The sequence below is a fragment of the Paenibacillus glucanolyticus genome, from assembly GCF_037333485.1.
Classification (GTDB): Bacteria; Bacillota; Bacilli; order Paenibacillales; family Paenibacillaceae; genus Paenibacillus_AQ; species Paenibacillus_AQ glucanolyticus.
The window spans coordinates 5,070,843-5,084,669 of sequence record NZ_CP147845.1 but is presented as its reverse complement, the minus strand read 5'-3'; the positions used below and the strand labels follow the sequence as shown (position 1 = coordinate 5,084,669).

Below are 13,827 nucleotides of genomic sequence, written 5' to 3'. Positions count from 1 at the left end.
CTGTTTATGAAACTGCTCATAGCGGAAGATGAGATATCGGTAAGAGAGGGAATGGTGCGGTTAATTGATTGGGAATCCCACGGGATTGTCATTTGCGGGGAAGCGGGAAACGGCAGCGAGGCGTTGTCAATCATGGAAAGCTGCAGCCCGGACATTTTGCTGACGGATATTCGGATGCCCCATATGGATGGACTGGAACTGATCGAACAGGCACAGTCTCGCGGGTTTAAGTTCAGGCCGATCATTCTTAGCGGATATAATGAATTCAGTTATGCCAAACAAGCCATTCGACTTGGTGCTTCCGATTTTATACTGAAGCCTTGCCGCCCGGAAGAGATTCTTAGGACAGTGCTGGAGGCTAAGAAGGCGGCAGAGTTCCAGGAAGCGCGCGAATCCAGGCTTAAGGAAAGGGACCAATCCTGGAACCGCAACATTCCATTAATGAAGAGTCAGGTCCTGTCCCAATGGACACGGTATCCCGCTGTTCCGCTGGAGGACAGGGGCCGACTCATGCTGGAGCTGCAGATGGATATCCAGAATGCAGGTGTTCAGGTAGGACTAATTCGCGTGGATACGTCTCAAATTCCGTTGGATGAACGGGATGTCGTTCTTCTTCGCTACGCGGCAGTTAACATTGTGAAGGAAACACTGGACAATGTATATGGCGGGCGGATCGAAGTGTTCCAGGAAGGCAACGATCTGTTGTGGGTCGCCAGCATGGCGGAGAGGGGCAGAAGAGGCTCGGCCAACACATCGTTGATCACGGCTCCGTCCCAAGAAAGATTAGAGCCCCAAATCCGGATGCTGCAGGGAAATTTGGAGAAATATTTAAAGATGACCGTCAGTATTGCACTAGGTTCATGGAAGGCATCGATCAATCAGGCCCACGATTCCTATCAGGAGTCGGTTCAGGCGATGGAGTCCCGTTTCTATCAAGGCAGAGGCGGCGTGTTCTTCTATTCCGAGAAGCTGCGGGGCGAAGATAGCGGATATGATAATAGTACGGAGTCCACATCCATTCTGGATAATGAGAGATTTGACTTATGTGAAATGGAGATGCTGGATTACTTGCGGCATGGAAGTTTCGAGCAGGCACTTGATCAACTGGACGCATGGCTGGAGATGTTTAAGACACAATCCCATTACAGCAAGCAGGAGGTGAACCTGCGGGCGACAACGTTTATGATCAGTCTGCAAAGAATCGCCAAGGAGCACCGGATCGGGGCGTTTGAGTGGAAGAACCAACTGGTGAATTCGATGGAACAGCTGCCGCAAGTAGAGACATTGGAAGAGCTGGCTACCATCGTGAAAAAAATCATGCAGCATCTTGTGGAAGCCTGCTCCTCCAACCGTATCCTGCACCGTACGGTGCAGTCCGTACTGGAGCTGATCAAGGAGAAATACAATACCAACCTTACACTGGAGGCGGTCGCCCGCGAGGCTTATATCTCCAATACTTATTTAAGCTCCCTGTTCAAGCAGGAGCTCGGCGTCAATTTTCTGGATTACCTGCATCAATACCGGATTGAGAAAGCCAAGGAGCTGCTTCAGCAGAATTTGAAAATCTACGCCGTCGCTCGCCTGGTCGGCTATCAGGAGGAGCGGCACTTCAGCTCCACCTTTAAGAAGTGGACCGGTGTTACCCCTTCCCAGTATAAGTCGAGCGTTCATTGAGTTGGAGTGGAGTGGAAGGATGAGCCTGGGGAAAAAGGGTGTGTGGAAGGAAGTCGGCGGCGGTGCAAGTCCCTGTGAGGGACTTGGAGGGGCGCTAAAGAAAAGGCATCTCCAAGATGGTATGGGCCATACGGGGGTGCCTTCTTCTTTGAACACCGCTCCCAACGAGCTCAGCCTTTTGTATACATATCCCGATTACAAGCTTATGATGAAAGGGTCAGGTTTTGAAGCCACAATGCAGATGGAGGTTGCATCTACGATGAATCAGGAAGAGAAGGGACAAATCCCCGGGATTAATCATATAGAAGAGCATCAGCTCAGTCAGGTGAAGATTACGCTGTCTAATCCTTTGCGCTGGGTGAACAGTTATGTGCTGCGGGGAGATGATGGTGTCACCATCCTTGACCCAGGCCCGCGTACGGACTCCTCGGAGCAGGAATGGCAGGCTGCGCTGGAGCAGCTCGATATCGGAATCAGCGACATCGTCTCGATTGTGCTGACTCACCATCATCCGGATCACTATGGGCTGGCCGGATGGTTTCAGGAGCGCACCGGTGCGAAGGTCTGGATGTCCGAGCGTGCCCATCAGGAAGCGATGCTGATGTGGGGCCCGGATTCTACTATGGACAGCGCGCTTCCGTCGTTCTTTGGGCTGCATGGCATGCCGGAATCCTGGCTTGACCAGCTGCCGGAGCATCTGAACAGCTTCTTCCCCCAAGTTACGCCGCAGCCGCAAGTCTCGTACATCGGGGAGGACCTGCCTTTCCGGATGGGGAGCCGGATATGGATACCGGTCCAAACCGCAGGCCATGCTCCGGGGCATCTGTCGTTCTTCCATGCCGACAGCGGCATTCTGCTCTGCGGCGATGCTGTGCTGCCGCAAATCTCGCCCAACGTCAGCCTGCTGCCCGGCAGCGACGCCGGGCCGCTGGCGCTCTTCCTCGCAGGGCTGCGCCGCCTGCGGGAACTGCATGTCCGGACTGCGTATCCCGGACACCGCCACCCGTTCACGCATGTCCGTGAACGGATCGACACGCTCCTCGTTCATCACGAGGAGCGCCTGACGGCAATCGCCGGCATGCTGGGCGCAGCCGGACGGCTAACCGCCTTCGAGGTCTGCACCGCCCTCTTCGGCGATAAGCTCGGCATCCACCAGCTGCGCTTTGCCATGTGCGAAGCGCTTGCCCATCTCGCCGAGCTCACCGATCGCAGGGAAGCCGAGATGGTGGAACACGAGGACGGAATGTGCTATTTTTCTGTGCGGAAATAGCGGCATTCCTGATATAATTAAGACATGAATAAACCGTCTGCTTGTACGTTTGCTTCCATCATGCGTAGAAAGGGCGGTTTTTTGTTTAATAGATCAGAAGGGATACGTTGTGGAGCATCCGCTATGGGATACCCCGGGAAAAAGCGTCCGAACCGCTGCGTCTGGATGCTTGGTAGGTACATCCCCTGTAAGACTGCAGCAGAGTACATTCTTAGAATAGGAAAGCGCTTCAACTTAGGGGGATCCTTCGTTATCCGGAGTCAGAGTTTTCTAATAACCCGCATATATTTAATGTTACCTGTGCTGTATAAGCGCAAGCATTCCCTCTTGTATCATCTTTAGTCTTAATCATTGACCACCATGATCTACTCCATCACTTGGGTTTCAATCTGCAATTTTCATGTTATAGGATTCGTATCTCATAAGCCCCTGAAAAGGAGAATCTGCCATGAAGAAAAAAGATGTGGTTGCCATGCTGCTCGCAGGAGGTCAAGGCAAACGGCTGAAGGGTCTGACAAAGACACTGGCGAAGCCGGCTGTTTATTTTGGGGGTACATACCGGATTATTGATTTTCCCCTCAGCAACTGCTCCCATTCTGGAATTGACACCGTCGGTGTGCTCACGCAGTATGAGCCGCTGGTGCTGCATTCCTACATCGGTGTAGGCAGCGACTGGGATATGGACCGGCTGAATGGGGGCGTATTCGTGCTGCCGCCCCATGAACGCGAAGACGGGACTACCTGGTACCGCGGGACGGCAGATGCAATCTTCCGTAACCTCAAGTTTATTGATCAGTATGATCCCGAGCACGTCCTCATTTTATCAGGAGACCACATCTACAAAATGGATTACGACCGCATGCTGGCTTACCACAAGGAGAAGGATGCCGATTGCACCATCTCGGTCATTGAAGTCAGTCTGGACGAAGCGAAGCGGTTCGGCATGGTGAATACGGATGAGAACTACCGGATTTATGAATTCGAGGAGAAGCCGGCACAGCCCAAGAGCACTACAGCTTCCATGGGCGTGTATCTGTTCCGCTGGAAGCTGCTGCGATCCTATTTACTGCAGAATGCGGAGCTTCCAGGAACGAGCCATGATTTTGGCAAAGACATTCTGCCGAATATGCTGGATGATGGGAAAACGCTGTACGCCTATCCATTCGACGGGTATTGGAAGGATGTCGGCACGATCCAAAGCCTATGGGAAGCCAATATGGATCTGCTCAGCGAGAAGCCCAAGCTGGACTTAAACGATCCGTTATGGCGGATTTATACCCGGAATCCGAATCAGCCGGCAGAGTATATTTCGCCAACCGCGGTCGTGCGGAACAGCATGATTAATGAAGGCTGCACCGTATGCGGCGAGGTGGAGCACTCGGTCCTCTTTTATGGCGTTGAGATAGGGGAAGGCAGTGTCATCACCGATTCGGTTATCATGCCCAAGGTGCGTATTGGCAGCCATGTTCGCATACACCGTGCCATCGTGACCGAGGATATGGTCATTGAAGACCATACAACCATCGGTCCGCCTCCGGAAGATCCATCCCAGATCGTGCTTGTAAGCGGTAATGATGAAGACGTGCTGAAGCTGCTTCAATCGTCTTCGTCCCACATTAATCAAGGTTAGGACGGGATCGCAGATGAGAGAACTCATGGGGATTATTAATTTGGAGCATGAACGGGATGTGCTGAATGAATTGACGTATTACCGCTGCGGTGCGGCTGTGCCTTTTGCGAGCAGGTATCGCTTGATTGACTTTGTGATGTCGAACATGATGCATGCCGGCATCCAGGATATCGCGCTCTTCGTTCGCCGGAAATACCGATCCTTGATGGATCATCTCGGTGAAGGTCGTCCGTGGGATATGCATCGTAAGCGGGGCGGCTTATTCATCCTTCCACCGGATTGGAATGATGAGACGGATGTGTCCGCCGGCGAGCTGCGACATATTTATAACAATCTGGATTTCTTTGAGCGGGGGGCTGCAAAATATATCGTGCATTCCGGCAGTCAGCATATCAGTACGGTCGATTTGAACGAGGTGTATGAATACCATCTGGAGCAGGGCGCTGATGTAACACTGGTATACACAAGAGTGGATAAGCCGAGAGATGAGCATCGTTCCTGCACACACCTGGATGTCAACGAGGATGGCATCGTAACGGACATTCATTACGAACACAAGCACGATGGGGTCTACATGGAATTGTTTGTGATGGAGAAATCGTTGTTTCTTGAGATGGCGGATCATTGCATAGCCCATGGCGGCAGCAATTTCTTTCGGGATGCGATCATGCGCAACCGTCATAAGCTGAATATTGCAGGGTACGAATATCGCGGATATCATGCGGTGATCAACTCGCTTGAAAGCTATTACCGCACCAGCATGAATCTTCTCAACCCCACGGCATACAACAGCTTGTTTCGCAAGCAGTCTGTTCACACCAAAATCAAGTACGAGGTTCCGGCAAAATATTTGAACTCCGCCGATGTAAGCAATGCGTTGGTAGCCAACGGTTGTCAGATCGATGGGGAAGTCAAGAACAGCATTCTGTTTCGAGGGGTACAGGTAAAAAGAGGTGCGAGCATTCACAATTCGATTATTATGCAAAAGTGCGTTATTGGTGAAAACGTAAGGCTTGAGAACGTCATACTCGATAAAGACGTGATCATCTCGCGGGATCATAAACTTCAGGGCGATTTTCGCAAGCCCTTTGTAATTGCCAAGGACATCTCCATCTGATATCAAAAATAAAACGAGTCCGTCAGGAGGAACTTTCTTTTGTTTAACAACAAGGAAACATTCAAGCAGGTCTTTACGGAGCAATTGGTGAGTCGTTTGGGGAAGGGGCTTGAGGAAGCAGCGCCTGAGGATGTTTATAAAATACTCGGGGGCATGATCCGGGAGTATGTCGGACGGCAATGGGCGGCAGCCAATCGGACCTACCGGGATACAGCGCAGAAACAAGTATATTACTTCTCGCTGGAATTTTTGATCGGGCGGCTGATGGGAAACAATCTGCTGAATCTCGGCGTGCTGGACATGGTCCGGAGCGGTCTGCTGGAGCTGGGCTGGAATTTGGAAGAGATTGAGGAGCAGGAGCCGGATGCAGGTCTCGGCAACGGGGGGCTTGGGCGTCTTGCAGCATGCTTTCTGGATTCGCTGGCATCACTGAGTTATGCAGGCCATGGATGCGGGATTCGTTATAAGTATGGATTGTTTGAACAGAAGATTATTGATGGTTATCAGGTTGAGCTGCCTGACAATTGGCTCCAGCGGGGTAACGTCTGGGAAGAGCGGCGGGCGGACAAAGCGGTGGAAGTACGCTTCTGGGGTCATGTGGAAATCGGTATGCAGGAAGAACGAACGGTGTTTCACACGGTGGACTACGAACGTGTTCTGGCCGTCCCTTATGATGTGCCTGTGATCGGTTATGGCGAGGGGCAGGTGAATACATTGCGCCTGTGGAGCGCCGAATCGGCAACGGATTTGTCCAGAATCCGTACGGCCAATCAACATAACAGCTATTATAAATTTTTAGAATATAACAGGTCGGTTGAATCCATATCGGAATTTTTGTACCCGGATGATTCGGCTTACGAAGGCAAGCTTCTGCGGCTGAAGCAGCAGTACTTTCTCTGTTCCGCGGGGGTTCAGAGCATCCTCAGAACGTTTGACAAGCTGGGGCTGATGTATCGTGAGCTGCCGGAATATGTCGCAATTCATATTAATGATACACACCCTACACTGGTCATACCCGAGCTGATGCGGATTCTTGTTGACGACAAGGGTTTGGGTTGGGATGAGGCTTGGGACATTACGAGCCGGACCGTGTCCTATACCAATCATACCCTGCTGAGCGAAGCATTGGAAAAATGGCCGGCTGGTATGGTCAGGGAGCTGCTACCTCGCGTTTACAGGATCATTGAAGAGATCAACAAACGTTTCTGCAGCATGCTGCTGGATCGTTATCCAGGCGACCAAGAGCGTATATCACAGCTCGCGATTGTGGAGAGCGATCAAATACGAATGGCCAATCTGGCCATCGTGGGAAGCTATCATGTGAACGGCGTAGCAGCTCTGCATACAGAACTGCTTAAGACGCAGGTGATGAAACCGCAATATGAGCTGTATCCGGAGCGGTTCAGCAACAAGACCAACGGGATTACCCACCGCCGCTGGCTCATGCACAGCAATCCGGGATTGAGCCAGCTCATCAGCGAAGGCATCGGTACCTCGTGGATCACGGATCCCGTTCAACTGATACAGCTTCAGTCATTAAAGACGGATTCTGCCTTTCAGCAAGGAATTCAGCGAATCAAACGGAGCAATAAAGAACGGCTTGCGGACTATATTGCCCATAAACAAGGGATACAGATTAATCCTGATTCGATATTTGATGTCCATGTTAAGCGGCTCCATGGCTACAAGCGGCAGCTGCTGAACATTTTGCGTGTCATCCATGCTTATAACGAGATTAAGGATCAGCCGGGGGCAGATCGTGTACCGCGTACCGTCATTTTTGGGGCGAAGGCAGCGCCGGGTTACTATTTAGCCAAAAGCATCATCAAGTTAATTAATGTCGTAGCGGATGTCGTTAATCACGATTCGGAGGTAAATGACAAACTTCAAGTGCTGTTTCTCGAGAATTATTCGGTCTCGCTTGCCGAGAAGATTATTCCCGCTGCCGATGTGAGCGAGCAGATATCAACCGCCGGCAAGGAGGCATCCGGCACGGGTAATATGAAATTTATGATGAATGGCGCATTGACCATCGGTACGCTGGATGGAGCGAATGTGGAGATGTTTGAGCTGCTGGGCAGAGATAATATGTTCCTGTTTGGTCTGGAACTTGCGGATGTGCTGGAATATTACCGGACCGGGGCGTATGTAGCCAGAGAGAGGTATGCGCAGGATTCGAGAATCGCCCGTGTGCTGGATCAATTAATATCCTCAGGCCCGTTCTGCTGTCACGAGCTGGAATTCGGTCAGATCCTGCAGTCCCTGCTGGATCACAATGATGAATTTTTTGTATTGGAGGACTTTTCCAGCTATGTTGCGACCCAGGCGGATATCGATGACGTCTATCTGAATGCCAGGGCCTGGACCGAGAAGTCAATTATCAATATTGCCCATTCGGGTCATTTCTCCAGCGACAATACCATTCACCGCTATGCATCCGACATCTGGGACATTGCTTCCGTAAAGGTCAGTATGAACAGGTAGTCTACTATTTTTCTGACAAAAAAAGAACCCCGTCATAGAGATTGGCGGGGTATCCATAAGTGCTCTATTGGATTGTTCTTCATCATAGGATATGATTGAGGCTTGCAAAAATGACTAGATAGATTTACCGTTTTATGCAATTGGACAGCCCGATTTTTCATAGCCGAAGATGAGCCTCTTTATTATAGAAGGAACTCATCTCCAAGCCTGGAGAAGCTTAGATTTCGGTAAGCGCGCTATCGTCTATGATTCTTTGAAATTACCGGGCTCCTTCGATTAGGTCAAGGTGGAGGAGTCCAATTGATAGGCGATAAAAAAGGAGATTCGCGATAGCTGCGAATCTCCTTTTTGAAATGGTTTATTCTTTGGGGAGTTCTTCGGTCGTGCCGTACAACTCGATCTCCCGGTCCGCTTGCTTGCGATGGGCGATCCGGCTGCTGGCGGCTGCGGCAACCGCACCGACGATATCGTCCAGGAAGGTATGGACCCTGCCGCTTGATTTATCATTCAATTGCTCCAGAATGCCGGGCTTGAGTTTGTCGATATATCCGTAATTGGTGAAGCCGATGCTACCGTACACGTTAACGATGGAAAATGCCAGAACCTCATCCACGCCATATAGCCCTTCATCATTGGCCAGCATTTCCTGAAGCGGAGAGATGAGGTTGCCCTCCTCCGCCAAAATATCCAGTTGGATTCCGGTCAATACCGCATTTTGCACCTCGCGTTTGCTGAGCACGGCATCCACATTTTCGATGCATTCTTCCATCGTCAAATTCGGATAGTATTTCTTTTGAAGGATCATTACCAGCTCTGCGATTTCCTCCAATTTGATTCCACGCTCATGCAGCAGGCTCCGTGTTGCTTCTGCTACCTTTTTGCTGTTCAGACTGTAAGGGATATTTGTATCGTTTTCTGCCATGATGGAACTCACCTCATTTTTGTGGGTTGATGAAGATGCTTACGACGATTGTACTTTTTCCGGCACCCCTTTGTCCAGAAAGGGCAAAACTGAGAGTTATTTTTTTGGAAAGGGCTCGTATACATAGGAGTACAACCTGTACAAAAAAATGTTAGGGAGGAACAATACATGAAAAGTAACAAACGCAATCTTCGCAGGCTTTCCGCCGCCGGGCTGCTTGCTGTTCCGATCGTATTGTCCGGCTGTGGTGTGTTTTCCGGGAAACAATCGGAAGCGATTGACCCACCGCCTGCACAAGTGGAGAAGCAGATGCTGAACACGGCCGGATCTACAGCGGCGCAGGGCGACATTGGCACACAAACCACGGTTTATTTATCCGATACGAGAGGAATGCTGGCACCAGTAACCTTGGGGATTCCGAAGGTCGAGGGTGCCAATGAGGTGGCCGAATCCCTTGAAGTGCTTGTGAATGGAGGGCGCTACGCGGGCTTTGTTCCACAGGGCTTCCAGGCCGTGCTGCCTGCCGGTACCCAAATCAATAATGTGACGGTAGATCAGGAGAACAAACTGGCTGTTGTTGAATTCAATAAATCGTTTACGGAATATAAAGCGGCAGATGAACGAAGAATTTTGGAGGCGTTGACGTGGACGCTGACAGGACATGAAGGCATTGAGCAGATGCAGGTATGGGTGGATGGAGTCAAGCTGACGGAGATGCCGGTGAATCACACGCCGCTGGATCGTCCGCTGTCTCGTGCGATGGGCATTAATTTGCAGAAGGCAGATGATGCGTTATACTCCGCTTCCTCACCGGTTACCGTTTATTTCTCCTCATTAACGCCAGACGGGATCCAGTACTATGTACCGGTAACAAGACTTGTTCCGACCGGACAAGATGCGGTCCAGGCCGCCTTGAATGAGCTGATTCGTGGACCGCAGTATGGTGATGGACTCGTTGAAGTCATTCCGGATGACACAACCGTTGCATCCATTGAAACAGGGGAGGACGGCGCCGTAACCGTATCGCTCCAGGACAGCATGTTTGAACAGGGAGAGCAGGTTCCGACCGAGCTGCTGCAGGCTGTCGTGCTTACGGTTTCCGAAAATTCGGAAAATGCGAAGGTGAAAATCCGGATGAACGATCTGGCTGAGGTGGTTGGAACGGACAGCCGCAACTACAGTGAGCCAGTAAGCCGTCCGGAATTTATTAACGAAATTTCGATCTGACGATTTTATCGCTTTGTTTGACAAGATGCACCCCAAAAAGGTGCTTTTGTGCCTGCACTTTGGTAGAATAGGGAATGCTAATCAGGATTGCGATAAGAAGTAGGAGGCAGAAAACATGAGATCTAACGGACGTAAGAGCGATGAGCTTCGACCGATGAATTTATCGACCCATGTGAATAAATATGCGGAAGGCTCCGTGTACATCGAAATGGGAGACACCAAGGTGCTGATTACGGCAACCGTGGATGAGAAAGTTCCCCCGTTTCTGAAAGGACAAGGAAAGGGCTGGGTGACGGCTGAATATTCAATGCTGCCGCGCGCAACACAATCTCGGAATCAACGGGAAGCCAATCGCGGTAAACTCACTGGCCGGACGATGGAAATTCAGCGGCTGATCGGCAGAGCGCTCAGGTCTGTTGTGAATCTGCATGCTCTTGGCGAGCGGACAATTACGCTGGACTGCGATGTGATCCAGGCGGATGGCGGAACGCGGACCACCTCCATAACAGGAGCATTTGTAGCCCTGGCCATAGCGGTAAATAAAATTGCAGAACAACATAAACTCGCAGTATTTCCGATCACGGATTACTTGGCATCGATTAGTGTGGGTATCGCTGGAGGACAGGCGCTGCTGGACCTGAACTATGAAGAGGATTCCAAAGCGAAGGTGGATATGAATCTGGTTATGACCGGAGGGGGTAAATTCGTTGAGGTTCAAGGAACCGGCGAAGAAAGCCCATTCTCGCGCGAGGAGCTGGATCAGATTCTGGAGCTTGGGGAAAAAGGAATCCGCGAGCTGATCGAGCGTCAACAGGAAGCACTCGGACCCATTGCAGCCAAAATCGGTTCCGTGAATGCGGGAACTGGAGTCTAAGATATGACGCTGATACTTGGGGATACTCTCATTGTAGCTACCCGCAATCAGGGGAAAGTGAAGGAATTTGCACATGCTTTTGCTGCGCTTGGCGTGGAAGTCAAGAGTATGTACGATTACCCTGAATTGCCTGATGTCGTTGAAGATGGAGTTACCTTCGCAGCCAATGCATTCAAGAAAGCCAAAGCGGTCGGTGATGCACTGGGATTGCCTGTGCTTGCAGATGATTCCGGATTATGCGTGGATGCGCTGGACGGCGCTCCGGGTGTATATTCCGCAAGGTATGCAGGTGAGCATGGCGCGGATGAGGATAATAACGAGAAGCTGATCGGCGAGCTGGAGCAATTAAGACTGGGTGAGGACACCGAGCAGCCCTTGTTAAGCCCGGCCCGATTCGTCTGCGTGCTGGTGCTGTACGATCCGGTTTCAGGAGAAAAGCTGGAGGCGGAAGGGCATGTCGAAGGGTGGATCACTTCCGATCCATCCGGAAGCGGCGGTTTCGGGTACGACCCGCTGTTCTACTTGCCAAGCCATGAGAAAACGATGGCAGAGCTTTCCCTGGAGGAGAAGCAGTTAATCAGTCACCGCGGAGAAGCCCTTCGCAAGCTGGTCGCGTATCTGCAGGCGCTGAGCTGAATCGAGATGATTGCAAAAAGAAACCATACCGGCGTGAGCGGGTATGGTTTCTTTGTTTTTTCAGTAGAATAAGGTTTAACGTATGGATACGTTATATTCTTTAAGCCAGAAATGAACCTGGGCCAGGTAGGCAAACAGCTGCGGGCCGGACATCAATTGACCGAACCAAGGGAGATTGGAGGACGCGTCCGGCGAAGAGGCCAGCTCCCGTATCCGCGCAGTATCAATGAGCGGAAGCAGCGGAGATGTGCCATCATCCAGTATGGACAGTATCTGCGCTTTGACGGCGGTCAGGTAGTTCGGATTGTGGGTTTTGGGATACGGACTTTTTTTGCGGTACAGGACATCATCCGGGAGCACGCCCTCCAGCGCCTTGCGCAGAATGCCTTTTTCACGGTCGCCTGCTGTTTTGATGCTCCATGGGATGTTCCACACATAATCGATCAGACGATGATCGGTATAAGGCACACGGACCTCCAGTCCGACGCCCATACTCATCCGGTCCTTGCGGTCCAGCAGGGTTGGCATAAAACGGGTGATGTTGAGGTAGGACATAACCCGCATTTTGGCTTGCTGGCCAGTCTCGCCGTCCAGCTTAGGGACTTCAGCTACCGCATCCGAATAGCGGTCTCCCAGGTATTCCAGGGGTCTGATCCAGTCCCGGATTTCGGCAGACAGAAGTCCGGCTCTCATGTCCGGAGCGACCGACCATGGGAATGTGCCGGAGTTCAGCATGTCTTCCCGGTGAAACCAAGGATATCCGCCAAATATTTCATCGGCAGCTTCGCCCGATATGGCAACGGTGGCGCCTTTTTTGATCTCTCGGCAGAAGAGGAGCAGCGATGCATCAACGTCGGCCATGCCGGGCAGGTCGCGCTTTTGCGTGGAGGTATCCAGCGCCTCAACCAATTCGGGAGTATCGAATTCAATCCAGTGATGGTTCGTCCCAAGCTCATCGTGCATCCGTTGAATCCATGGCGCATCTGCGCCAGGCTGGAAGGAATGGGACTGAAAGTGCTTGTTGTTGTCCACATAATCGACAGAGTAGGTATGCACTTGTCCTTGGCCCGTCCGCTTATAGTAATCGACGGCAAGGGAAGAAAGCGCACTGGAATCAAGCCCCCCGGATAAAAGGGAGCAGACCGGCACGTCAGATACCAGCTGACGCTCTACCGTATCCCGGAGGAGATCGCGCAAGTAGCTTGCCGTTTGGTCTACATCATCCTCATGCGGTTTGCTTTCCAGCTTCCAATAGGTGTATTTGCGCAACCCTTCCCGGTTAAATATCATCGCCGTGCCAGGGCGGAGTTCGGAGATGTCTTTATAGACGCCATGCCCCGGGGTCCGTGCAGGACCGATAATGAACACTTCGGCAAGTCCTTCAGCACCGACCACGGGCTCCACCTTCGGATGCTGCAGCAGTGCTTTGGGTTCAGAGCCGAAAACCAAGGTTCCGTCGATGTAGCTGTAGAACAAGGGTTTTACTCCCACCCGGTCCCGTGCCAGAAACACTTGTTCCTGCGCACTGTCCCAAATGGCAAAGGCAAATATTCCATTGAGGCGTTCCAAACACTCGGGGCCCCATTCGATATAGGAGACTAACAACACTTCCGTATCACACTTGGTATTGAAACGATGTCCGCGTCGTATCAATTCGTCTTTAAGCTCAGCAGCATTATATAATTCCCCGTTGTATACAATGGCGTAGACTTCCTCTTCCTGATGAATGATCATCGGCTGAGCTCCATTTTCGGGGTCGATCACGCTGAGTCTTCGGTGTCCAAATGCGCACGGGTTGGAAATCCAGGTGCCGGATCCGTCAGGTCCGCGGTGAGCCAAACTTTCTGTCATTTTTACCAGCAGCTGCGAATCCTGCGTCAAATCGCCGCTCCATTGTATAAAACCGGTTATTCCGCACATGACGGTTCATCCTCTCTTTGTCTTTGTCATACGCTGTCCCAACTTTTTAATCCTACGTCGCCAAAGTGATACA

The 13,827-nt window shown here is 51.4% G+C and carries 10 protein-coding genes; 8 read left to right on the top strand and 2 right to left on the bottom strand.

The window, feature by feature from the left end:
* The first annotated feature begins 6 nt into the window (after nucleotides 1-6).
* The 5 genes from WDY75_RS23905 to WDY75_RS23885 all read left to right on the top strand — a co-directional run bounded on the left by WDY75_RS23905 (nucleotide 7) and on the right by WDY75_RS23885 (nucleotide 8,175).
* Nucleotides 7-1,674 (top strand): response regulator, encoded by a 1,668-nt coding sequence (locus tag WDY75_RS23905; protein ID WP_063478851.1) that lies wholly within the window; start codon nucleotides 7-9, stop codon nucleotides 1,672-1,674.
* Between the two features lie 259 nt (nucleotides 1,675-1,933).
* Nucleotides 1,934-2,944 (top strand): MBL fold metallo-hydrolase, encoded by a 1,011-nt coding sequence (locus WDY75_RS23900; RefSeq protein ID WP_063479763.1) that lies wholly within the window; start codon nucleotides 1,934-1,936, stop codon nucleotides 2,942-2,944.
* A 448-nt stretch (nucleotides 2,945-3,392) separates the two neighbouring features.
* Nucleotides 3,393-4,574: a glucose-1-phosphate adenylyltransferase gene (locus tag WDY75_RS23895; protein WP_006208757.1), complete on the top strand. Its 1,182-nt coding sequence runs from the start codon at nucleotides 3,393-3,395 to the stop codon at nucleotides 4,572-4,574.
* Between the two features lie 13 nt (nucleotides 4,575-4,587).
* Complete coding sequence (gene glgD / locus WDY75_RS23890; protein WP_006208758.1) at nucleotides 4,588-5,691, top strand: glucose-1-phosphate adenylyltransferase subunit GlgD; 1,104 nt, start codon at nucleotides 4,588-4,590, stop codon at nucleotides 5,689-5,691.
* 39 nt (nucleotides 5,692-5,730) lie between these two features.
* Complete coding sequence (locus WDY75_RS23885) at nucleotides 5,731-8,175, top strand: glycogen/starch/alpha-glucan phosphorylase (protein ID WP_063478852.1); 2,445 nt, start codon at nucleotides 5,731-5,733, stop codon at nucleotides 8,173-8,175.
* A gap of 358 nt (nucleotides 8,176-8,533) precedes the next feature.
* Here the strand turns inward: WDY75_RS23885 and WDY75_RS23880 are convergent, their stop codons facing one another.
* Nucleotides 8,534-9,097, bottom strand: coding sequence for a phosphatidylglycerophosphatase A (locus WDY75_RS23880; protein WP_006208761.1), 564 nt, complete (start codon nucleotides 9,095-9,097; stop codon nucleotides 8,534-8,536).
* A gap of 168 nt (nucleotides 9,098-9,265) precedes the next feature.
* Between WDY75_RS23880 and WDY75_RS23875 the strand changes: the two genes are divergently transcribed.
* From WDY75_RS23875 to WDY75_RS23865, 3 genes are all read left to right on the top strand, one after another.
* On the top strand, nucleotides 9,266-10,324 hold the full coding sequence (locus WDY75_RS23875; RefSeq protein WP_006208762.1) for a GerMN domain-containing protein: 1,059 nt from the start codon (nucleotides 9,266-9,268) through the stop codon (nucleotides 10,322-10,324).
* Between the two features lie 115 nt (nucleotides 10,325-10,439).
* Nucleotides 10,440-11,198, top strand: coding sequence for a ribonuclease PH (gene rph / locus WDY75_RS23870; protein WP_036641360.1), 759 nt, complete (start codon nucleotides 10,440-10,442; stop codon nucleotides 11,196-11,198).
* Between the two features lie 3 nt (nucleotides 11,199-11,201).
* Complete coding sequence (locus WDY75_RS23865; protein ID WP_063478853.1) at nucleotides 11,202-11,834, top strand: XTP/dITP diphosphatase; 633 nt, start codon at nucleotides 11,202-11,204, stop codon at nucleotides 11,832-11,834.
* A gap of 75 nt (nucleotides 11,835-11,909) precedes the next feature.
* Here WDY75_RS23865 and asnB read toward each other — a convergent pair whose 3' ends face one another.
* Nucleotides 11,910-13,754 carry an asparagine synthase (glutamine-hydrolyzing) gene (gene asnB / locus WDY75_RS23860; protein ID WP_063478854.1) on the bottom strand — a complete coding sequence of 615 codons (1,845 nt, stop codon included), beginning with the start codon at nucleotides 13,752-13,754 and terminating at the stop codon, nucleotides 11,910-11,912.
* Between the last annotated feature and the right edge of the window lie 73 nt (nucleotides 13,755-13,827).

Coding starts and splice junctions, on each gene's coding strand:
- asnB (WP_063478854.1), bottom strand. CDS start 13,754: ATGTGCGGAATAACCGGTTTTATACAATGGAGCGGCGATTTGACGCAG.
- WDY75_RS23905 (WP_063478851.1), top strand. CDS start 7: ATGAAACTGCTCATAGCGGAAGATGAGATATCGGTAAGAGAGGGAATG.
- WDY75_RS23865 (WP_063478853.1), top strand. CDS start 11,202: ATGACGCTGATACTTGGGGATACTCTCATTGTAGCTACCCGCAATCAG.
- glgD (WP_006208758.1), top strand. CDS start 4,588: ATGAGAGAACTCATGGGGATTATTAATTTGGAGCATGAACGGGATGTG.
- rph (WP_036641360.1), top strand. CDS start 10,440: ATGAGATCTAACGGACGTAAGAGCGATGAGCTTCGACCGATGAATTTA.
- WDY75_RS23875 (WP_006208762.1), top strand. CDS start 9,266: ATGAAAAGTAACAAACGCAATCTTCGCAGGCTTTCCGCCGCCGGGCTG.
- WDY75_RS23895 (WP_006208757.1), top strand. CDS start 3,393: ATGAAGAAAAAAGATGTGGTTGCCATGCTGCTCGCAGGAGGTCAAGGC.
- WDY75_RS23880 (WP_006208761.1), bottom strand. CDS start 9,097: ATGGCAGAAAACGATACAAATATCCCTTACAGTCTGAACAGCAAAAAG.
- WDY75_RS23900 (WP_063479763.1), top strand. CDS start 1,934: ATGAATCAGGAAGAGAAGGGACAAATCCCCGGGATTAATCATATAGAA.